This window comes from Actinomadura sp. NPDC048032, assembly GCF_040653175.1.
GTDB classification, from domain to species: domain Bacteria; phylum Actinomycetota; class Actinomycetes; order Streptosporangiales; family Streptosporangiaceae; genus Spirillospora; species Spirillospora verrucosospora.
Map to the genome: position 1 here is coordinate 1 of NZ_JBEZJP010000124.1, position 19,768 is coordinate 19,768.

The 19,768-nt window shown below is 72.3% G+C and carries 19 protein-coding genes and 1 pseudogene; 12 read left to right on the top strand and 8 right to left on the bottom strand.

Annotated elements, in window-relative coordinates:
* Positions 1-36: 36 nt before the first annotated feature.
* Entirely contained in the window at positions 37-1,515 is a 1,479-nt protein-coding gene (locus AB0C69_RS18455) for an MFS transporter (RefSeq protein ID WP_360354839.1), read from the bottom strand.
* A gap of 230 nt (positions 1,516-1,745) precedes the next feature.
* Between AB0C69_RS18455 and AB0C69_RS18460 the strand changes: the two genes are divergently transcribed.
* Complete coding sequence (locus AB0C69_RS18460; RefSeq protein ID WP_360354873.1) at positions 1,746-2,078, top strand: OB-fold nucleic acid binding domain-containing protein; 333 nt, start codon at positions 1,746-1,748, stop codon at positions 2,076-2,078.
* A gap of 28 nt (positions 2,079-2,106) precedes the next feature.
* Positions 2,107-2,802 (top strand): DUF3159 domain-containing protein, encoded by a 696-nt coding sequence (locus AB0C69_RS18465; protein WP_360354841.1) that lies wholly within the window; start codon positions 2,107-2,109, stop codon positions 2,800-2,802.
* Positions 2,803-2,804: 2 nt separating this feature from the next.
* Here the strand turns inward: AB0C69_RS18465 and AB0C69_RS18470 are convergent, their stop codons facing one another.
* Positions 2,805-3,464, bottom strand: coding sequence for an NAD-binding protein (locus tag AB0C69_RS18470; RefSeq protein WP_353834214.1), 660 nt, complete (start codon positions 3,462-3,464; stop codon positions 2,805-2,807).
* Positions 3,464-4,129, bottom strand: a complete 666-nt coding sequence (locus AB0C69_RS18475; RefSeq protein ID WP_179836369.1) for a TrkA family potassium uptake protein — start codon at positions 4,127-4,129, stop codon at positions 3,464-3,466. The genes AB0C69_RS18470 and AB0C69_RS18475 overlap by 1 nt, the downstream gene beginning before the upstream one ends.
* A 245-nt stretch (positions 4,130-4,374) precedes the next feature.
* On the opposite strand from AB0C69_RS18475, the gene AB0C69_RS18480 reads away from it, so the two are divergent.
* Both AB0C69_RS18480 and AB0C69_RS18485 read left to right on the top strand, forming a co-directional pair.
* Positions 4,375-6,408 (top strand): APC family permease, encoded by a 2,034-nt coding sequence (locus tag AB0C69_RS18480; RefSeq protein WP_345184824.1) that lies wholly within the window; start codon positions 4,375-4,377, stop codon positions 6,406-6,408.
* Positions 6,401-7,738 (top strand): class I SAM-dependent RNA methyltransferase, encoded by a 1,338-nt coding sequence (locus AB0C69_RS18485; protein ID WP_345184826.1) that lies wholly within the window; start codon positions 6,401-6,403, stop codon positions 7,736-7,738. Before AB0C69_RS18480 ends, AB0C69_RS18485 begins: the two co-directional genes overlap by 8 nt.
* A gap of 71 nt (positions 7,739-7,809) precedes the next feature.
* Here AB0C69_RS18485 and AB0C69_RS18490 read toward each other — a convergent pair whose 3' ends face one another.
* The gene (locus AB0C69_RS18490) at positions 7,810-8,556 is read right to left on the bottom strand and encodes a GntR family transcriptional regulator (protein WP_360354847.1); all 747 of its coding nucleotides are present in this window, start codon (positions 8,554-8,556) and stop codon (positions 7,810-7,812) included.
* Positions 8,557-8,603: 47 nt separating this feature from the next.
* Here AB0C69_RS18490 and AB0C69_RS18495 point away from each other — a divergent pair, with 47 nt between their 5' ends.
* The 4 genes from AB0C69_RS18495 to AB0C69_RS18510 all read left to right on the top strand — a co-directional run bounded on the left by AB0C69_RS18495 (position 8,604) and on the right by AB0C69_RS18510 (position 11,562).
* On the top strand, positions 8,604-8,912 hold the full coding sequence (locus AB0C69_RS18495; protein ID WP_360354876.1) for an ATP-binding protein: 309 nt from the start codon (positions 8,604-8,606) through the stop codon (positions 8,910-8,912).
* Between the two features lie 358 nt (positions 8,913-9,270).
* The gene (locus tag AB0C69_RS18500) at positions 9,271-9,573 is read left to right on the top strand and encodes a hypothetical protein (protein WP_360354849.1); all 303 of its coding nucleotides are present in this window, start codon (positions 9,271-9,273) and stop codon (positions 9,571-9,573) included.
* 236 nt (positions 9,574-9,809) lie between these two features.
* Entirely contained in the window at positions 9,810-10,322 is a 513-nt protein-coding gene (locus tag AB0C69_RS18505) for a GNAT family N-acetyltransferase (RefSeq protein ID WP_360354852.1), read from the top strand.
* Between the two features lie 64 nt (positions 10,323-10,386).
* Positions 10,387-11,562 carry a GNAT family N-acetyltransferase gene (locus tag AB0C69_RS18510; RefSeq protein WP_360354854.1) on the top strand — a complete coding sequence of 392 codons (1,176 nt, stop codon included), beginning with the start codon at positions 10,387-10,389 and terminating at the stop codon, positions 11,560-11,562.
* 1 nt (position 11,563) lies between these two features.
* Here the strand turns inward: AB0C69_RS18510 and AB0C69_RS18515 are convergent, their stop codons facing one another.
* On the bottom strand, positions 11,564-12,595 hold the full coding sequence (locus AB0C69_RS18515; RefSeq protein WP_345184848.1) for a glycoside hydrolase domain-containing protein: 1,032 nt from the start codon (positions 12,593-12,595) through the stop codon (positions 11,564-11,566).
* A 243-nt stretch (positions 12,596-12,838) separates the two neighbouring features.
* On the opposite strand from AB0C69_RS18515, the gene AB0C69_RS18520 reads away from it, so the two are divergent.
* Entirely contained in the window at positions 12,839-13,528 is a 690-nt protein-coding gene (locus tag AB0C69_RS18520) for a hypothetical protein (RefSeq protein ID WP_360354858.1), read from the top strand.
* Positions 13,529-13,587: 59 nt separating this feature from the next.
* The gene (locus tag AB0C69_RS18525; protein WP_345184853.1) at positions 13,588-14,514 is read left to right on the top strand and encodes an LLM class F420-dependent oxidoreductase; all 927 of its coding nucleotides are present in this window, start codon (positions 13,588-13,590) and stop codon (positions 14,512-14,514) included.
* Positions 14,515-14,572: 58 nt separating this feature from the next.
* On the opposite strand, the gene AB0C69_RS18530 is transcribed toward AB0C69_RS18525, so the two are convergent.
* The gene (locus AB0C69_RS18530) at positions 14,573-16,279 is read right to left on the bottom strand and encodes an MFS transporter (protein WP_360354861.1); all 1,707 of its coding nucleotides are present in this window, start codon (positions 16,277-16,279) and stop codon (positions 14,573-14,575) included.
* A 166-nt stretch (positions 16,280-16,445) separates the two neighbouring features.
* Here AB0C69_RS18530 and AB0C69_RS18535 point away from each other — a divergent pair, with 166 nt between their 5' ends.
* The gene (locus AB0C69_RS18535) at positions 16,446-17,198 is read left to right on the top strand and encodes a TetR/AcrR family transcriptional regulator C-terminal domain-containing protein (protein WP_360354864.1); all 753 of its coding nucleotides are present in this window, start codon (positions 16,446-16,448) and stop codon (positions 17,196-17,198) included.
* On the opposite strand, the gene AB0C69_RS18540 is transcribed toward AB0C69_RS18535, so the two are convergent.
* On the bottom strand, positions 17,195-18,025 hold the full coding sequence (locus tag AB0C69_RS18540) for a TIGR02452 family protein (protein ID WP_360354867.1): 831 nt from the start codon (positions 18,023-18,025) through the stop codon (positions 17,195-17,197). The genes AB0C69_RS18535 and AB0C69_RS18540 overlap by 4 nt on opposite strands.
* Positions 18,026-18,130: 105 nt before the next feature.
* Here AB0C69_RS18540 and AB0C69_RS18545 point away from each other — a divergent pair, with 105 nt between their 5' ends.
* Positions 18,131-19,573: a 3' terminal RNA ribose 2'-O-methyltransferase Hen1 gene (locus AB0C69_RS18545; protein ID WP_360354870.1), complete on the top strand. Its 1,443-nt coding sequence runs from the start codon at positions 18,131-18,133 to the stop codon at positions 19,571-19,573.
* On the opposite strand, the pseudogene AB0C69_RS18550 reads toward AB0C69_RS18545, so the two are convergent.
* Positions 19,563-19,768 (bottom strand): annotated as a pseudogene (locus AB0C69_RS18550) (hypothetical protein); the annotation flags it as partial. The gene AB0C69_RS18545 and the pseudogene AB0C69_RS18550 overlap by 11 nt on opposite strands.

Genomic DNA, 19,768 nt, shown 5'->3' on the forward strand with positions numbered 1-19,768 from the left:
CCGGCGCGGCGGCGGCGGCCCCGCCCGGGGGAGGGGTCAGTGCGCGCGGGCGCTGCGGGGGAGGAGGAAGGCGACCAGGAACGCGGCGACGGTGAGCCCGGCGGTCAGGGCGGTGACCTGCTTCGCGGCCTCCAGCGCGGCCGGCGCGGCGAACCGCCCGGCCACCGGCGCGCCGACCGCCCCGAAGAAGACCGTGCCGAGCACCGCGACGCCGAGCGACGCGCCGAGCTGCTGGACCGACTCCAGCGCGGCCGAGCCCGAGCCCACCTCGTGGTCGGCGATGCCCGCCACGATCACGTCGAACAGCGGGACGAAGATCATGCCCATGCCGGCGCCGAACAGCAGCAGCGGCGCGGCCAGGTGCCAGCCGCCGACGCCCGTCCCGGCGGCCTCGAACACCGCGTAGAGCGCGGCCAGCCCGGCGACCATGAGCACCAGGCCGAGGTGCAGGATCCTGCGGCCCAGCCTGGCCATCGTCATGCCGCTGAACGCCGACCCGGCGAACGCCCCGACCGCCCAGGACGACATCGCCAGGCTCGCGGCCAGCGGCGTGTAGCCGAGGCCGAGCTGGAGGAACAGGCCGGTGGCGAGGGAGAACCCGGCGATCGCGCCGAAGAAGACGACGACGAACAGGACGCCGGAGCCGAAGGCCCGGTTGGCGAACACGCTCAGCCGGAGCAGCGGGGTCCGCCCCCGGCGGGTGCGGCGCAGCTGGTGCAGGACGAACAGGGCGAGGACCGGGACCGAGCCGGCGAGCAGCGCGAGCGACCAGGCGGGCCAGCCCAGCTCGCGGCCCTGGACGAGCGGGTGGACCAGCATGCTCATCCCGAGGCCGCCGAGCAGCATGCCGCCCGCGTCCAGGCCGCCCGAGCGGTCGGCCGACACCGGCGCGGGCAGCGCCCGGGCGCCCACGACCAGCGCGTAGACGCCGACCGGCACGTTCACCAGGAAGATCGCGCGCCAGCCGGTGCCGAACAGGTCGGCGTCGATCAGCAGGCCGGCCACCACCGGGCCGAGGATCGTGGCCAGGCCGATCACCGGCCCGAACAGGGCGAACGCCTTGCCGGTGTCGGTGCCGAACAGGTCGCGGATCAGCCCGAAGCCCTGCGGGATCATCACCGCGGCGCACAGGCCCTGCGCGACCCGGGCGGCGATCAGGCTCTCCGGCGACCAGGCGAACGCGCAGGCCGCCGACATCACCGTGAACGCGGCCGCGCCCGCCAGCAGGACGGGCCGCCGCCCGAACATGTCGCCGAGCCGACCGCCGGTCAGCAGCGCCACCGCGAGGGCGAGCGTGTAGCCGGCGGCCGTCCACTGCAGCGCGGAGAACGAGCCCCCGAGGTCCGCGCGGATCGCGGGCGCGGCCACGTTCACCACGGTGGAGTCGAGCAGGTTCAGCAGCGTGGCGGCCAGGATCGCCGACAGGCCGAGCCAGCGGCGCGGGGCGGGCGCCGCGCCGTCGCCGGGGCGCGTCGTCCCGGCCGCGGGGGCCGGGATTTCGAGGGTGGCGGTCATGGTCCGTCCTTCCGTCGCGGAGCGGAATGCTCTGTTCCGATAATAGCAGAACGGAACGCTTCATTCCACAATGGGTCGGCCTGGATTCGGCGGCGGGGCAAGGGGTCCGCTTCGTCCGGGGATGCCATACGCTTCGAGGTATGGACGAGGTTTCGGCCAGCACTCCGCCCGGGGCGGGGCCCGGCGGGCGCGAGCGCGGCAAGGGCGGGCTTCGGCGCTTCCTGCGGCGCATGGCGTCCACCAAGGCCGAGCTCGAGGCCGAGGAGCTGCAGAGGACCACCGGCGACGAGGGCGCGACGCCGATCACCGACTGCGCCGCGCGCAAGCGGCACTGCGTGGCGGGTACGCTACGTACGGTGACACTCCGTCCGCGGGGCGGCGCCCCCGCCCTGGAGGCCGAGCTCTACGACGGCACCGACGTGATCAACCTGGTCTGGCTCGGCCGCCGCAAGATCGCCGGGATCGACCCGGGGCGCCGGCTGCGCGCCGAGGGACTGGTGAGCGAGCAGGACGGGCGCAAGGTCATGTTCAATCCGCGATACGAGTTGCGCGGCGGCGCGTGAGGCCGCGGCGAGCCGCCGGGAGAGCGACGTGAGCGAAACGGAAACGGGCACCGCGCGGGAGACCGCCGCGCACGACACCGTCGAGGCGGCCGTCCGCGCCCAGCTCAACAAGGCGCTCGGCGGCGTGCGCGGCATGGTCGAGGCGGCGGTGCCGACGATCGCCTTCACCGCGACCTACGTCGCCGCGAAGGACGTCAAGCTCGCCGTCGGCGCCGGGGTCGGCGCCGCGGTGCTGCTCCTGCTGGTCCGGCTCGCGCAGCGCTCCAGCCCGCAGTTCGTCCTGAACAGCCTGTTCGGCATCGCCATCGCGGCGTTCTTCGCGCTGCGCTCGGGCAAGGCCGAGAACGCCTTCCTGCCCGGCATCATGCTGAACGCCGGCTACGCCGCCGCGATGATCTTCTCGATCGCGGTGCGCTGGCCGGTCGTCGGCTTCATCATCGGCTCGGTCACCGGCGACCCGACCGCCTGGCGGGCCGACCCCGGGATCGTCCGGCTGTGCTCCCGGCTCACCTGGCTGCTCGTGCTGCCCTGCATCGTGCGCGTCGCCGTCCAGTACCCGATCTACCTCGCGGACGGCGACCAGAGCGGCCTGCTCGGCACCGCCAAGATCGCGATGGGCTGGCCGCTCCAGGTCGCCGCGCTGGCCGCCATGGCCTGGCTCCTCGCCCGCGGCCGAACCCCCATCACCCCCGGGGGCCCAGCCAAGGGCCAAGAACCCGCGTAGCTCTACCGTCCGCCGAGGAGTTCGGCGAGTTCGTCCTCGACGTCCTGGCTGGCCACGAACATCAGCTCGTCGCCCGGCTCCAGGGTGTCGTCGGCGGTGGGGACCAGCACCCGGCCCTCGCGCAGGATCGCCACCAGGGCGGTGTCGCGCGGCCAGGCCACCGATCCGACGCGCTCGCCGCCGAGGGGCGCGTCCTCGGGCAGCGTCAGCTCCACCAGGTTGGCCTCGCCCTGCCGGAACGTCATCAGCCGGACGAGGTCGCCGACGCTGACGGCCTCCTCCACCAGCGCCGACAGCAGCCGCGGCGTGGAGACCGCCACGTCCACGCCCCACGACTCGTTGAACAGCCACTCGTTGTTCGGGTGGTTGATCCGCGCCACCACGCGCGGAACCCCGTACTCGGTCTTGGCCAGCAGCGACACCACCAGGTTGACCTTGTCGTCGCCGGAGGAGGCGACCACCACCTGGCAGCGCTCCAGCGCCGCGTCGTCCAGCGCGGCGATCTCGCACGCGTCGGCCAGCAGCCACTCCGCGCGCGGCACCATCTCCACCTTGATGGCCTTGGGGTTCTTGTCGATCAGGAGAACCTCGTGCCCGTTCTCCAGCAGCTCCTGGGCGATGGACCGGCCCACCGCGCCGGCCCCGGCGATCGCGACCCGCATCACGCGTCCTCCCCGTTCCGCGCCGCGACCGCGGCGTTGACCCGCTCCAGGTCGTCGGCCCCCGCCATGATGTGCACGATGTCGCCGTCCTGGATCACCGTGTCCCGCTCGGGGACGAGCGCCTCGCCCATCCGGGACAGGAACGCCACCCGGGTCCCCGCGTGCTCCTCCAGCTCGCCGACCTTCTCTCCCACCCACAGGTGGCCGGAGTCCAGCTCGGCGAGGACGACCGCGCCCGTCGGGTCGCGCCACAGCGGCTCGGCGCCCTCGGGGAGCAGGCGGCGCAGGATCTGGTCGGCCGTCCACCGCACGGTCGCGACCGTGGGGATGCCGAGGCGCTGGTAGACCTCCGCCCGGCGCGGGTCGTAGATCCGGGCCACCACGTTGTCGACCCCGAACGTCTCGCGCGCGACGCGCGCGGAGATGATGTTGGAGTTGTCGCCGCTGCTGACGGCCACGAACGCCGACGCGCGCTCGATGCCCGCCTCGGCGATGACCTCCCGGTCGAACCCGAACCCGGTGATGCGGCGGCCCCGGAACCCGCTGCGCAGCCGGCGGAACGCCTCCGGGCTCTGGTCGATGATGGCCACCGAGTGACCCTTGTCCTCCAGGATGTGGGCGAGCGTCGAGCCGACCCGCCCGCATCCCATGATCACGATATGCACGGCCGTTCCCTCTTCCATAGGGGGACGCTCCCCCTCTACCCCCCGCGCCGGGCACGGCATTCGCCGCCGACACCGCGCCGCACCCGAGGACCGTTTCCTGTGAATGATCCCTGCGGGCTGCAAACCTACACATCCGCCCAGGCGAGTACTACTCAACCAGCTATCCGCCGGGGCGGCGAGGCGCCCGCGGAACGGGTGGCGGCCGGGCGCTGCGCAGCGGTCCGCAGGGGCTAGAGTCTCGTTGCGTGTCAAAGGTTCCCGACCTCGCGAAGCGGCTCCTCCTCGGCCGCGCGCTCAGCAGCGCCCAGCAGAGCGAGCAGCTGCTGAAGAAGCGCATCGCGCTGCCCGTTTTCGCGAGCGACGCGCTGTCGTCGGTCGCCTACGCTCCGCAGGAGATCCTGCTCGCGCTCGGCGCGGGCGGTCTCGTGATGTACCACTACACCCCGTGGATCGCCGCGGCCGTCGTGATCATCCTGCTGACCGTGGTCGCCTCCTACCGGCAGAACGTCCGGGCCTACCAGAGCGGCGGCGGCGACTTCGAGGTCGCCACCACCAACCTCGGCGGCAACTGGGGCGTCGTGGTGGCCAGCGCGCTGCTGGTCGACTACGTCCTCACCGTGGCGGTGTCGGTGTCGTCGGGGGTCGAGAACCTCGGCGCGCTGCTGAAGTTCATGCAGCCGCACGAGGTCGTCGTCGCGATCGTCATCGTCGTGCTGCTCACCCTCGGGAACCTGCGCGGCCTCAAGGAGGCCGGGGTCGCCTTCGCGATCCCCACCTACCTGTTCATGTTCGCGGTCTTCGGCATGCTGGCGTGGGGCCTGGTCCGGCTGGTCTCGGGCACCCACCTGCAGGCCGAGACGGCGCACTACGAGGTCCGCGGCGACGAGATGGGCATCGCCGGGTTCGCCCTGGTGTTCCTGCTGCTGCGGGCCTTCTCCTCGGGCTGCGCCGCGCTGACCGGGGTCGAGGCGATCAGCAACGGCGTGCCCGCGTTCAAGAAGCCCAAGGGCGAGAACGCCGCCACGACCCTGCTGATGCTCGGGCTCGTCGCGATGACGCTGTTCGGCGGCGTGACCGCGTTCGCCTACATCACCGACGCCAAGTTCGCCGAGCCCGACCAGGGCAGCCAGCTGATCGACCCGTCCACCGGCAGGCCCGTGACCGACGCCGACCCGGTGATCGCGCAGGTCGCGCACACGGTGTTCAGCAACTTCACCCCCGGGTTCGCGCTGGTCACCGCGATGACCGCGCTGATCCTGTTCCTCGCCGCCAACACCGCGTTCAACGGGTTCCCGGTGCTCGGCTCGGTGCTCGCGCAGAACCGCTACCTGCCGCGCCAGCTCCACACCCGCGGCGACCGCCTCGCCTACAGCAACGGCATCATCATCCTGGCCACCATGGCCGGGCTGCTGATCTACGCCTACGACGCGTCCGTCAGCCGGCTGATCCCGCTGTACACCGTCGGCGTCTTCGTGTCGTTCACCGTCAGCCAGGTCGGCATGGTCCGCCACTGGAACCGGCTCCTGGCCACCGAGCCGGACCCGGCGCAGCGCCGCCGGATGCGCACCTCCCGCGGGATCAACGCCTTCGGCGCCACCCTCACCGGCATCGTCCTGGTCGTCGTCCTGATCACCAAGTTCGCGCTGGGCGCCTACATCGTCTGCATCGCGATGCCGCTGCTCTACCTGCTGATGAAGGGCATCAGGCGGCACTACGACCGGGTCGCCGCCGAGCTGGTTCCCTCCGGCGAGGACGTCGCGCTGCCCGCCCGCAACCACGGCATCGTGCTCGTCTCCAAGATCCACAAGCCGACGCTGCGGGCCCTGGCCTACGCCCGCGCCACCCGCCCCTCCACGCTGGAGGCGGTGACGGTGGCGGTGGACGCCGAGGAGTCGCAGCGCCTCCAGCAGGAGTGGGACGCCCTCGACATCCCCGTCCCGCTGAAGATCCTCGACTCGCCGTACCGGGAGATCACGCGCCCGGTCCTGTCCTACGTCAAGAGCGTCCGGCGCAAGAGCCCCCGCGACGTCGTCACCGTGTTCATCCCCGAGTACGTCGTCGGCCACTGGTGGGAGCACCTCCTGCACAACCAGAGCGCGCTGCGGCTGAAGGGGCGGCTGCTGTTCCAGCCGGGCGTGATGGTGACGAGCGTCGCGTGGCAGCTGCAGTCCTCCGACCGGCTCAAGGGGCGCAAGGAGCCCCCGGGCCCCGGCTCGTCCCGGCGCCCGCCGCGGACCGGGGCACGCCCCGGTGCCGGTAGTGTTTCGGACCGTGACTGAACTCGAACCCGACGTCCTCGAACTGGAGGTCGGCAACGTCGCCAACGGCGGTTTCTGCGTCGCCCGGCACGAGGGGCGCGTGGTCTTCGTCCGGCACGCCCTGCCCGGCGAACGGGTGAGGGCCCGCGTCACCGACCGCACCAAGAACTTCCTCCGCGCCGACGCCGTGGAGATCATCGAGGCGTCGCCCGACCGCGTGCAGGCGCCCTGCCCGTTCGCCGGCCCCGGACGGTGCGGCGGCTGCGACTGGCAGCACGCCTCCCTGCCCGCCCAGCGGGCGCTGAAGGCCGCGGTCGTCCAGGAGCAGCTGGAGCGGCTCGCTGGGATCACCCGCACGGTCGTCGTCGAGGAGGTCCCGTACCCGGTCGACGGCGAGGTGGTGCCGCCGCCGGGGCTCGGCTGGCGCACCCGCGTCCAGTTCTCGGTCTCCTCCGGCGTCGTCGGCCTGCGCAAGCACCGGTCGCACGACATCGAGCCCGTGGACGAGTGCCTGATCGCCCACCCCGGCGTGGAGCTCATGGGCATCGAGCGCAAGCGCTGGCCGGGCGCGTCCGGCGTCGAGGGCGTGGTCTCGGCGAGCACGGGCGACCGCCTCGTCGTGCTGCGCGGCCGCGACCGCCGCAAGATCCGCGTCCCGCGGCTGGACGTGCCGGTCCGGCTCGTGCGCGGCAAGCCCGAACCCGGCGCCGGGCTCCCGTACGTGCGTGAAGAGGTCTCCGGGCGGCTCTACCAGGTCAGCGGCAGCGGCTTCTGGCAGGTGCACCCGGGCGCGGCGCAGCTGCTCGCCGACGCCGTCCTGGACGCCCTCGAACCGAAGCCCGGCGACATCGCCCTCGACCTGTACTGCGGCGTCGGCCTGTTCGCCGGCGTCCTCGCCGACCGCGTCGGCGACGAGGGCCTCGTCGTCGGCGTCGAGTCGGACGGCCAGGCCGTCCGCGACGCCCGCTACAACCTGCGCGACCTCTCGAACGTCTCGATCGAGCGCGGCCCCGTCGAGGAGGTCATCGCCGACCTGGAGTTCGGCCGCGCGTCCTCGGGCTCCCGCACGCAGAACAAGCGCGGCACGGGCCACCACGGCGGTTCCCGGGTCCGCAAGGCCGACCTGGTCGTCCTCGACCCGCCCCGCACCGGCGCGGGCCGCGAGGTCGTCGACCACATCACCCGCCTCGCCGGCCGCAAGATCGCCTACGTCTCCTGCGACCCGGCCACCCTCGCCCGCGACCTCGCCTACTTCAGCGAACGCGGCTGGACCCTGGAGACCTTCCGCGCCTTCGACGCCTTCCCCATGACCCACCACGTCGAGTGCCTCGCGACCCTGGTGAGAGGCTGACCACACCCCGGGTTCTCGACGCACTGATTCCGCACGTCCCCGCCCGCTGACCGCTGGTCGGCGGGCGGTGGTCATTCCACCGGCAGGACGTACTCCACCTCGTACCGGTCCGTGGGCACCACGATGTCGGCCGTCTCCACCGCCCGCTCCGCCGTGCGGTAGGTCCGCTGGATCACCATGACCACGGACCCGAGCGCCTCGCCGAGGGGCTCCGCCTCCGACTGCAGCACAGGCCGCGCTGTCACGACCTCCTGCACCGACTGGATGTGCTGCCCGATCGCCCTCATCCGTGCGACCACTCCGGCACCGGCGTGCGGCCCCTCCTCGGGGAACAGCACCGGCGTCCCGCGTGTCAGGTCGAGCGGCTCCCAGCTCGTGGACAGCATCACGGGTTGCTCATCGGCCAGAAAGGTGTAGCGGCTCGTCACGACCGGGTCGCCTGCGGCGATGTCGAGCCGCTCGGCCACGGCTGCGCTCGCGGCACCGGTCTCCGATGCGACGCGCCACGTGCCGGCGCGGCCCTGTCGCTGCATCTCCGTGCGGAACGGCGACCCGTCCCGGCCGGAGGAGCCGTACCAGGACCGGGCGAGGCGCTTGAGCTCCGGCTTGCGCCGCACGTACGTGCCCGAGCCGGACCGTGCTTCGAGGAAGCCCTCTGTGGTGAGTAGCCGGACGGCGCCGAGGGCGACCTGATCGGAGACCTGGTAGAGCTCGCGGAGCCGCGCCCGCGAGGGAACGCGGTCGCCCGGCGCGAGCGTGCCGTCGATGATCTGGCGCCGTAGATCATCGGCTATGCGCTGGTAGGCGGGCTGGTTCACGGCGCCTCCGATCGCTGGGTGCGAATGCTCGGACACAGCTTGACAACCTGTGCGCACCGCTTGCAAACGCCGAACTCATCACAGCCGAACTCGTCGCCAACAGCCTGCGGCACACGCCCAGCGGCGACGGCGGCGAGGTCACCGTGATCGTGAAGGTGGCGCGCGGCCGCGCCCGCATCGCCGTCCACGACTCCGGCGACGGCAGGCAGTGGCGTCCAGCCCCGTGCATCCCTGGGGACGAGGACGACCACGGCCGCGGCCTGCTCATCGTCTACTCCCTGGCCGACAAGGTGGGCCACGACGCCGACGTCGACGGGCAGACCATGTGGGCCGAGCTGACCTGGACCGACCAATGACGGCCTGGGCCGGTGCCCGCACACCGGAGGTTCCCGGGCCTGACCGGAAACGAGGCTCGGCTATGAGCGAGGTACCCACGCCAGCGACACCCGCGGATCCGGCAGCAAGCCTCGCCGCGCTGCGCGACGAATTCCCCGGCTGGAGGATCGAGGGCAGTGACATGCCGTTCTCCCGTACCGTGCCGTCCGGGAGGGGGCCGAGGCGAAAGCGATCATCCTTGGCGCCGGTTCCTGTGACGCGCTGCGGAACCTGCTGTCCCAGCAGGACGCCGCCGACTGCGAGCACGCCCTCCTGGCGCTGGGTAAGGCGCTGGAGGAGCGCGGCGTCCGGGGTGTCCAGCACAGCGCCAGCCTCGTCATGAAGGCCAAGGCGGGGGGCTCCCGGTCGGTCGATGCGCTGCGGGGGCGGTTCGTCTGGGACTCGGGGCTCGACCTGGGGCCGACCGGCGCGGTGGACGAGGTCGCCGTGAAGATCGTGCGGTTGCTCGGCATGGAGTTGCACCCGCAACTCTCGGCGCTCGCCCGACGCATGGGCGTCCGCGGCTACACAGTGGACATCGGCGCCCCGGAGATCACCGTGACGACCGCCGTGGGGGTCTCGCCGCCGCGGGCCGTGCGGATCACCTGCGAGCCGCGGCCTACGGACGAGGACCGCGACTGATTCTGGACGCACTGGGGCGACCCGATCGCTGAGGCCGCCGACATCACCGGCGCGGAGGTCGCTCTCGTGGGGTTGCTGACAGCCCGGCAATGAGCCGGGAGGGTTCAGCAGGGGGAGGGGGTTTGAGCGAGAGCGCCGGCACAGTCCGTCTGGTATGACGAGACGTCCCCCGTATTCGGGGGGGCCGGCAGGCGGGGGCGGTCTTGTGAGGGCGATGTTTGGAAAGGGCTTGGCAGATGGTCACCATCCGAGAGTGCAGGGAAGATGACCTTGAGCTGCTGGAGTCCCGCATCCCCTCGCCTGGGCGGACGAGGAGGCATGCGGCACGGTTCGAGCAGCAACAGCGCGGTCTCACCACGTTCCTGGTCGCCTGGGCCGAGGCCGTTCCCGTCGGGACGGGGCAGATCCTGTGGCACGGCTGCGCCGCTCCCGAAGTGAGGCAGCGGCATCCGGATTGCCCCGAGCTCAACGGTCTGGGCGTCTGGCCGCCCGAACTGCGGTCCCAGGGCATCGGGAGCGCCATCATCGACGCGGCCGAAGCCCTCGTCCGCCAACGCGGACACGACCAGATCGGTCTGGGCGTGGACGACGACAACGAGCGTGCGGCTGCTCTCTACCTGCGACTCGGCTACCAGGAGACCGGCTGCCGCTACCTCGATCGGTACCACTACATCGACGACCAGGGGACCCGCCATGAAGTGGTCGATCCCGCGCGGTTCCTGGTCAAGCGGCTCGGCGGAGTCGCCTGACACCCACCCCGAAAGCCGTGGCTGACCTCGGAAAATGGGTTGCGGGGCCGGTTAGCGTGGACGTGTGATCGAGATCAGGGACGTGCCGGAGGCCGACGCCGCGCTCATGGTCGACTTCGCCGGGATGGTGTTCCACCTGCCCATGGAGGACGGCGACCGCGACCGGGAGGGGTGGCCGCTCACCCGTGCCGAGCGGATCGGCGCCTATGACGGCGACACGAGGGTCGGGCAGCTCGCGGCCATGCCGATGCGGCTCGCGGTCCCGGGCGCTCTGCTCGACTGCTCGGCGGTCACGTTCGTCGGGGTGCTGCCCACGCATCGGCGCCGGGGAATCCTGACGTCCATGATGGACCGGATGGACGCCGACGCCATCGCGGCGGGGCGTCCGGTGGCCGCGCTCTGGGCGTCGCAGGGCGCCATCTACGGCCGGTACGGTTTCGGGCTGGCCACGCGGGCGATCGACCTGGAAGTGACCACGTCGCGTCCGCTGGAGTTCCGCGCGACCCCGGACGACCGGCCGCTGCGGCTCGTCGACGCCGCGTCCGCGCCCGAGCTGGTCGATCCGATCCACCGGCGATCGCTGCGCCCGGGCGGGCTCGTGCGCGATCCCGAGTGGTGGGCCAAGGCGATCCTGCGGCCGGTCGACCGGGAGTCACCCGGCTACACCGCGCCGCGCATCGTCGTCCATCCCGCCGGCTACGTGGTCTACCGGGTCCGCGAGGGGACGGTCCGGGTGGTCGACCTCGTCGCCGACACCCCGCAGGCGGAGGCCGCGCTCTGGAAGTTCCTGGCGTCGATCGACCTGACGTCCCGCATCGAGGCGCTGGGCCGTCCGGTGGACGACCTGCTGCCGCACATGGTCGCCGACCCCGACCGGGTCAACGTCACGAGGGACTTCGGCGCCCTCTGGCTGCGGTTGATCGACGTGCCGGCCGCTCTTCGCGCCCGCTCCTGGGCCGCCGAGGACGCCTTCGTCCTGGAGATCGAGGACCCGCGCATCCCGGCGAACGCCGGCCGCTGGCGCCTCACGACCGGGCCGACGCCTGCCTGCGAACCGGCCTCCGGGCCACCGGACCTCAGCCTCAGCGCCGCCGATCTCGCGGCCGTCTACCTGGGCGGCCAGAGCCCGGTCACCCTGGTCCGGATCGGTGCCGTCACCGAGCACACGCCGGGTGCGGCCGCGCGCCTGGAGGCCGCGCTGGCCGTCCCGCTGGCGCCCTACATCAACGACGACTTCTGAGTCACCGCCAGAAGAAGACCTTGGCGCTGGCCTTGGCGATCGTCGCGGCGGCGGCGCCCTGGTGGAGGAGCTGGAAGCGCACGCGCTTGCCCGCCTCGACGGTGTCGGCGGCGAGGCCGTAGAGGAGGTTGGTGGGTTCGCCGACGGAGATGAAGTCCTGGACGGGGCCGATCTGCAGGCTGGAGGAGTCGCCGTCCGCCATCTCGACCACGCGGGCCTGGATGAGCGTGCCCGCGGGGACGCCGCTGAGCGTCGCGCTCACCGACACGCTGTAGCGGGCCGAGCCGGTCAGCAGGCCGGGGCCGCCCGAGTCGCCGTGCTGGTGCTCCTTGTCGGAGTACTCCTTGCTCCAGGTGACCTCGGTCCACTTGCCGGGAGGAAGCTCCTGGTGGTCGCCACCGGTGCCGACGGACACGTAGTCGGGCATGTCGTCCTCTCCCTCGGGCGAGACGCCGACGCGCCACTGCCCGTAGTCGCTCTTGACGGCGCGGTCGTAGTCGACGCCGACGCCGTTGATCGTGTGGTCGTTGGAGTACTGCCGGAGCTGGGCGCGGGGGTCCCATTTGCCGCCCGACCAGGCGTACGTCTGCCAGCCGAAGGTGATCTTCTTGGCGTCGAAGGCGCGCTTGACCGGGCCGTAGCCGCCGTAGAGGCCGACCCGGTCGCGGCCGAGGACGCTCGCCGCGCCGTCCAGGTAGGCGTTGATCTCGTCCTGCTGCCCGGAGGTGGCGTCCCAGTCGGCGGCGAAGTAGATCGGCCGGTCGTCCGGCATGCCGCACGCCCTGGCCTGGGCGGCGGCGTCCCGGGCGTCGGCCGCGCCGGCGGACCGGCCGGCGAGGGGGCGCTTGGCGGTCGACTCCCACACGACCACCAGCCAGATGCCTGCGGCTGACAGCTCGTCGGCCTCCTTGCGGGTCAGGTTCTTGCCGCTCGTGTCGTGCGACAGGTAACGGCACGCGAACTTCGCCCCGGCGCGTTCCAGCGCGGACGCGCCGGGGCGGCCCCACGCGTAGTCGACGCCGAAGACAGCCATGTCAGCTCCATGTGTCGGGTTGTCGGGGTCTTGGCGATTTAACAGGCTTTGTCCTTTGTGGCGCAGGAGATTGCGGAGGTTGACCGTCCGTAAGGGGGCGGACGGTCAAGAGTCACCGTGCGTGGCGACACGCCGACGCGGCGTTGGCGGCCGCGCCTCCGGATCACTAGAACGGACGGTGACCGCAACAAAACCGCAGGCCACGGGGGGTTCGTAGTGATCCGGACGTTGAGGGTGCAGGGCATGGTGCTGGCGATCGCCGCGCCGGTGCTGGGAGGCGTTCTCCTGCCTGCCGCAGCGCAGGCCGACGGGCCCGGCCCGAAGCCGAAATCCAAGCAGCACGGCAAGCAGGGCGCGGGGGTGGCGCTCCGCACGGGCGGGCCCGCGAGCGCCGTCGTCCCGGGGCGCACCTACGAGTGGACGTTCAAGATGGCCGCCAAGGGGCCGGGCAAGTCCGGCAAGGCGGTGTTCAGGACGAGGCTGCCGAGATCGCTGGCGTTCGTCTCGGGGAACAGGGACTGCGCTGCCGCCGGGTGGACGGTCGAGTGCGAGCTCGGCACCGTGCGGGACGGGGGGACCGTCACCGGTGCGATCAAGGCCAAGGTGTCGGACGAGGCCAGGCCCGGTCAGCGGATCCGCCTGCGCGGAACCGTGACGTGGGGCGCCGCCCACGCGGCGCGTACGTTCCCAGCCGTCCGCATCGCCACGTCCGCCCAGGAAGGACACTCCAAGGCGTCCCCGAAGAAGCCCGAGGCGAAGAAGCCGGACGCCAAGAAGCCCAAGGCGAAGGTGCCGGACGCGAAGGAGTCCGAAGCGAAGAAGCCGGACGCGAAGAAGCCGACGGCCAAGAAGCCGCATGTGAAGAAGTCGGAAGCCAAGAAGCCCAAGGCGAAGGTGCCGGCGGCGGTGCGGAGGGTCGGTCGCTCGGGGTGACGCCGGGCGGGGGCTGACCCGCCGCGCGACCGCCGCCCGGTCCGTACGAGGATGGGGACATGCGACTTCGAATCTTCACCGAGCCCCAGCAGGGGGCGACGTATGAGACACAGCTCGCCGTCGCCAAGGCGGCCGAGGAGCTCGGCTTCGACGCGTTCTTCCGTTCCGACCACTTCGTCAAGATGGGAGACGTCTCGGGCGAGCCGGGCCCGACGGACTCCTGGATCACGCTGGGCGCGCTGGCGCGGGAGACCAGCCGGATCAGGCTCGGCACGCTGGTGACGGCGGGAACGTTCCGCTATCCGGGGCCGCTGGCGATCTCCGTCGCGCAGGTCGACCAGATGAGCGGCGGGCGCGTCGACCTGGGCCTCGGGACGGGGTGGTTCGAGGAGGAGCACGCCGCCTACGGCATCCCGTTCCCGAGCCTCGGCGAGCGCTTCGACCGGCTTGAGGAGCAGTTGCAGATCCTCACCGGGCTGTGGGGGACGCCGTCCGGCGAGACGTTCTCCTTCAGCGGGCGGCACTACACCCTGACCGAGTCGCCCGCGCTGCCCAAGCCGGTGCGCCCGGGCGGGCCGCCGATCATCATCGGCGGCGCGGGGGCGAAGCGGACGCCGCGGCTGGCCGCCCGCTACGCCGACGAGTACAACGTCCCGTTCCACCAGGTCAAGGACACCGGCGGCGCGTTCGACCGGGTCCGCGCGGCGGTCGCCGAGGCGGGCCGGACGAGGCCGCTGGTGTACTCGGCCGCGCAGGTCGTGTGCTGCGGGCGGGACGAGGCGGAGCTGAAGCGGCGCGCCGACGCCATCGGGCGGAAGGTGCCGGAGCTGCGCGAGAACGGGCTGGCCGGGACCCCGCAGGAGCTGGTCGACAAGATCGGCCAGTTCGGCGAGCTGGGCGCGGAATGCCTGTACCTCCAGGTCCTCGACATGAGCGACCTGGAGCACGTGGAGCTGCTGGCCTCCGAGGTGATGAGCAAGCTCTGACGGCGAGGCGGGGCCCGCGTCCGGGGGAGTCCCCTGGGCGCGGGCCCCGTGCGTCACGTCAGGCGGTCTCCTCCTCCGGGCGGGCGTGCATCGGCAGCAGGAACGTCACGAGGAAGGTCAGGCCGAGGAGTCCGACCTCGACCCACAGCGTGAACTTCATGGCGTCGCCGAACCCGACCTTGGCCGCGTGCTCGCCCGCCCCCGCGACCGCCTTCTGGACGGCGGGAGCCGACTGCGGCGCGGCGGCGACGGCGGCGCCGACGGCATTTTCCAGGCGGCCGCAGGACGCGGGCACGGCGGCGGCGTCCTTAGCGGTGGCGCGGTCGCGGCCGCAGTCGCGCAGGCCGTCCACGACGCGGTCCCCCTGCGCGGCCGGGACGGACGCGGCGGCGAGGTCGCGGCGCAGGGCGGCGGCGCCGTCGTCGGCGGCGGACGCGACGTGCCCGCCGAGCAGCCCGAAGAAGACCGTGCCGAGGACGGCCGCGCCGAGCGCGCTGCCGAGCTGCTGGACGGCGGTGAGCGTGCCGCCCGCCGAGCCGGTCTCCTCGGGTTCGACGCCCGCCAGCACGGTGTCGAAGAAGGGCCCCATCAGCAGGCCCATGCCGATCCCGGTGACGGTCAGCGCGGGGATGAGCTGCCAGGGGGTGACGTCGGTCCCGGCGTACCGGAGGGTGAAGTACAGCCCGGCGATCCCGGCGGCCATGACGACGGCGCCCGCGTGGATCACCTTGCGGCCGAGGCCCTGCACGGCCTGCATGAGACCGAAGCCGATGACGATGCCGACCGACCACGGGATCTGCGCGAGGCCGGCCTTGAGCGGGGAGTAGCCCAGCCCGAGCTGGAAGAACAGCGCCAGCACCAGGCCGAGGCCGGCGACGCCGGAGAAGAACACCAGGCCGACGACGAGGCCGCCGGTGAAGCCCCGCTTGCGGAACAGGCTCGGCACGATCAGCGGGTCGCCGCCGAGACGCTGCTTGCGGGTCTCGTACCAGGCGAACACGCCCCACACGACGAGGGAGGCGGCCATCATGGCGAACGTCCAGGCGGGCCAGTCGTGCTCGCGGCCCTGGACGAGGGGGTAGATCAGCAGCCCGGCGCCGAGGGAGGCCAGGACCGCGCCGGTGAGGTCGAGCCGGGAGGCGTGCTCGGCGCGCCCCTCGGGCAGGAACCTCAGCCCGGCGAGCACGGCGGCGGCGCCCAGCGGCAGGTTGATCAGGAAGATCATCCGCCAGCCGGTGCCGAACAGGTCGGCGTCGATCAGCCAGCCGGCCAGCACCGGGCCGCCGACCGACGACAGCCCCATGACCGGCCCGAACATGGCGAACGCGGCGCCCATCTCCTTCGCCGAGAACATCTGCTTGATCATTCCGATGCCCTGGGGCAGCATCAGCGCGCCGAACAGGCCCTGCATGCCGCGGGCGCCGACCAGCATCCCGGGGGAGCCGGCGATGCCGCACAGCAGCGAGCCGACCGTGAAGCCGGCCGCGCCGATGAGGAACATCCGCTTGCGGCCGTAGAGGTCGCCGAGGCGTCCGCCGGTGATGAGCCCGACGGCCATGGCGAGGGTGTAGGCGGCGGCGAGCCACTGGATGGTGGCCGCCGACCCGCCGAGCTCGGCGCGGATCGTGGGGGCGGCGATGGCCGTGATCAGGGCGTCCAGCATGTCCATGACCTCGCCGGCGAGGATCACGAACAGGGCGACCCAGCGCCAGCGGTAGCCGCCGTCGGCGGTGCCCCGGGCGGGGGAGGTCAGGGTTTCGGTCATGGTCACTCCGGGAGAACAGTGTTCGTTGCTTACGAACAGTGTTCTACGGGCGAACGCTGTTCGTGTCAAGTACGATGTTCGTGTACGAGAAATCCTCTCTCCGATAGAGAAGATATATCGCGATTCGCGATAGTCAAGATGCATCGCGAGATCAGGAGGTCCTGACGTGGTCACCGCACGCCCGGACATGCCGACGCCGCCCGGCCGCAGGCCGCGCAGGGCCGCGCCCGCCCGCCAGCCGCTCACGCAGGAGCTCGTCGTCGACACGGCGATCCGCGTCCTGGACGCCGAGGGGCTGGACGCCGTGACCATGCGCCGCGTCGCGCAGGAGCTCGGCACGGGTCCGGCGTCCCTCTACGCCCACGTCTCGGGCAAGGAGGAGCTGCGCGAGCTGATGCTCGACCGGGTCGCCGCCGAGATCCGGCTCCCCGTCCCCGACCCGGCGCGCTGGCAGGAGCAGCTGAAGGAGCTGGCGCGCGAGATCCGCCGCGTCTACACCTCGCACCGCGACATCGCGGTGGTGTCGATGGCGCTCATTCCCACCGGGCCCCACCTGCTGGACGTCGCCGAGACGCAGCTCGCCCTCATGCGCGCCGGCGGCGTCCCGAAGCGGATCGCCGGGCTGGCCGTCAGCACCCTTGGCATGTTCCTCGACGCCGACGCCATCGAGGACACGCTCCACCACGCCAAGACGCCCCCGGGGGCGGGCGACCCGTGGACGTACTTCCAGAAGTACCTCGACCAGATCCGCGAGTACTTCGCCGCCCTGCCCAAGGACCGCTACCCGACGATCTCCGGCATGGTGGACGAGCTCACCGCGGAGAGCGGCGACGGGCGCTTCGAGTTCGGCCTCGACATGCTCGTCCGGGGAATCGCCTCCTACGCCGCGGAGGCGTCCAGCCCCGAGGAGGACGGTTAGGCGAAGGCGCGCTCGAAGGCGGCGTGCCGGGGGGCGCCCTTCGCGGTGTCCCAGACGGCGAAGACCACGTGCTCGAACCGGTCGGCGAACTCTCCGGCCGGGCGCAGCGCCTCGGCGAACACCTCGGCGACCTCGGCGGGGTCGTTGCGGAAGACGCCGCAGCCCCAGGCGCCGAGAACGATCCGGGTGTGCCCGTTGGCCAGCGCCACGGCGAGGACCTTGCGGGCGCGCAGCCGCAGCGCCGCCGGAATCCGCTCGGCCTTGGCGGCGTCCCTGATCGCGCCGCGGTTCGGCGCGGGCGACGTCAGGAACGTGACGCCGTAGGGCTCCTCCAGCAGCCGCCCGGAGTCGTCCCGGAACACCGGCACGTCCGGCGAGTAGATCATGTGGTCGCTGTAGAGGAGGTCTCCCTGGGCGCGGTGGAAGTCGTAGTACTCCCTGGCCGAGCGCAGTGACTCGTACAGGCCCGACGAGCGCGCCAGCCCCTCCTCCTGGGCGTGCGCCCCGTTCAGGAAGCCGCCACCCGGGTTCTTCGCGGAGGCGAAGTTGAGCGCGAACGGCGTCGTCCCGGGGGCGCGCAGCCGTCGCGCGGCGGCGAGCGTCGTCTCGCCGGTCACCTCGATCCGCGTGCGCGCGCCGGGGCCGGCCGGAGAAAGGTTCTCCAGCAGCGTGTCCAGCTCGCCCGGCCGGTAGAGGACGGTGCGGCGGACGGCCTCGGCCAGGTCGTCCGCGATCGGGACGGTGCGGCCGGACGGCGCGGTGTAGTCGCCGCGTTCGAGGATGGCCACGGTCTCCTGCGCGGTCATCCGGCGGGGGTGTCTGCTCATGTCGCTCCGGATTCTGCTGGTCAGGCGAACCGGGCGCAAACCCTTTAAGTCCGGCGTTCCGGAAAATGGATGGGGGCGTTCGGTGCGTTCCGCCACACTTGGGACGTGCTTCTGACGATCACCACGACGATGAGCCAGGCGACCGACCTGGGGTTCCTCCTGCACAAGCATCCGGACCGGGTGCAGCGCTTCGAGCAGTCCTACGGCACGGCGCACGTCTTCTACCCGGACGCGGAGGAGGGGCGCTGCACGGCGGCCCTGCTGCTGGACGTCGACCCGGTCCAGCTCGTGCGCACGCGCGGCAGAGGCACGCCCGACTTCTCTCTCGGCCAGTACGTGAACGACCGCCCGTACGCGGCGTCGTCGCTCCTGGCGTCGGCCATGGCGAACGTGTTCCGCACCGCCATGCGGGGACGCTGCGACCTGCGCCCCGAACTGGCGGAGACGCCCGTCCCGCTGGAGATCGTTCTGCCCGCCCTCCCGTGCCGGGGCGGGCCCGGCCAGGCCGAGCGGTTCTTCGCTCCGCTCGGCTGGGACGTGTCGGCCGTGCCCGTGCCGCTCGACCCCGACTTCCCCGAGTGGGGCGACTCCCGGTACGTGACGCTCACCCTGACCGGGACGCTGCGGCTCGCCGACGCCCTCAACCAGCTGTACGTCCTGCTGCCGGTCCTCGACGACGCCAAGCACTACTGGATGGCGCCCGACGAGGTCGACAAGCTCATCCGGGCGGGGGAGGGCTGGCTGGCCGCGCACCCCGACCGCGGCGCCATCACGCGCCGGTACCTGGCCAACCGGCGCAGCCTCGTGCAGTCCGCGCTGGGCCGTCTCGCCGACGCCGAGGACGCGTCCGACGAGGAGCTCGACCCGGTGGAGGTCGAGGAGGAAGAGGCCGCCGCCGAGGACGGGCGGGCGGAGGCCCCCGAGGAGGCACCCGAGGAGGCACCGGTCTCGCTCGCGGAGCTGCGGCTGCGGTCGGTGGTGCAGGCGCTGCACGACGAGGACGCCCGCCGGGTCATCGACCTCGGCTGCGGCTCGGGCAAGCTCATGGCGCGGCTGGCCAAGGACGAGTTCTTCAGCGAGATCTCCGGGTCGGACGTCTCGTACCGCGCGCTCGGCCACGCCACCCGCCGCCTGAGGCTGGACAAGCAGCCGCGCCGCGAGAACGACCGCGTGCAGGACGTCTTCCAGGGCGCGCTCACCTACGCCGACGACCGGTTCCGCGGGTACGAGGCGGCCGTGCTGATGGAGGTCATCGAGCACGTCGACCCGCCGCGCCTCGGCGCCGTCGAGCGGGTCGTGTTCGGCCACGCCGCGCCCCGCGTCGTGGTCGTCACGACCCCGAACGCCGAGCACAACGTCCGCTACGAGGGGCTGGCGCCCGGGGCGATGCGCCACCCCGACCACCGTTTCGAATGGACGCGCCCGGAGTTCCGCGCATGGGCGGACCGGGTCGCCGCCGAGCACGGCTACCGCGTCCGCCACGTTCCCGTCGGCGACGAAGACCCCGAGGTCGGCGCGCCGACGCAGATGGGAGTTTTCACCCGTTGACTTCCTCCCCCGGCCTAGGGCAGGGGGTTCCAGCGTTTGCTCGCTGGGTTTCCTGCTTCGCCGACGAGAGCCTCGTCCGGGAGGTGTCCCGTTGAGGTCTTACACCGTCTCCACAGGCGGTCACCGCCAGCCCGGCGGCCAGGATGTTGCGCGCGGCGTTGACGTCACGGTCATGCACGCTGCCGCAGCTGCACG

What these genes read in the sequence shown, in the direction of transcription:
- AB0C69_RS18455 (WP_360354839.1), bottom strand. Translation starts at nt 1,515, where the DNA reads ATGACCGCCACCCTCGAAATCCCGGCCCCCGCGGCCGGGACGACGCGC.
- AB0C69_RS18470 (WP_353834214.1), bottom strand. Translation starts at nt 3,464, where the DNA reads ATGCGGGTCGCGATCGCCGGGGCCGGCGCGGTGGGCCGGTCCATCGCC.
- AB0C69_RS18515 (WP_345184848.1), bottom strand. Translation starts at nt 12,595, where the DNA reads ATGGCTGTCTTCGGCGTCGACTACGCGTGGGGCCGCCCCGGCGCGTCC.
- AB0C69_RS18460 (WP_360354873.1), top strand. Translation starts at nt 1,746, where the DNA reads ATGGCGTCCACCAAGGCCGAGCTCGAGGCCGAGGAGCTGCAGAGGACC.
- AB0C69_RS18525 (WP_345184853.1), top strand. Translation starts at nt 13,588, where the DNA reads ATGCGACTTCGAATCTTCACCGAGCCCCAGCAGGGGGCGACGTATGAG.
- AB0C69_RS18500 (WP_360354849.1), top strand. Translation starts at nt 9,271, where the DNA reads ATGAAGGCCAAGGCGGGGGGCTCCCGGTCGGTCGATGCGCTGCGGGGG.
- AB0C69_RS18530 (WP_360354861.1), bottom strand. Translation starts at nt 16,279, where the DNA reads ATGACCGAAACCCTGACCTCCCCCGCCCGGGGCACCGCCGACGGCGGC.
- AB0C69_RS18540 (WP_360354867.1), bottom strand. Translation starts at nt 18,025, where the DNA reads ATGAGCAGACACCCCCGCCGGATGACCGCGCAGGAGACCGTGGCCATC.
- AB0C69_RS18505 (WP_360354852.1), top strand. Translation starts at nt 9,810, where the DNA reads ATGGTCACCATCCGAGAGTGCAGGGAAGATGACCTTGAGCTGCTGGAG.
- AB0C69_RS18520 (WP_360354858.1), top strand. Translation starts at nt 12,839, where the DNA reads ATGGTGCTGGCGATCGCCGCGCCGGTGCTGGGAGGCGTTCTCCTGCCT.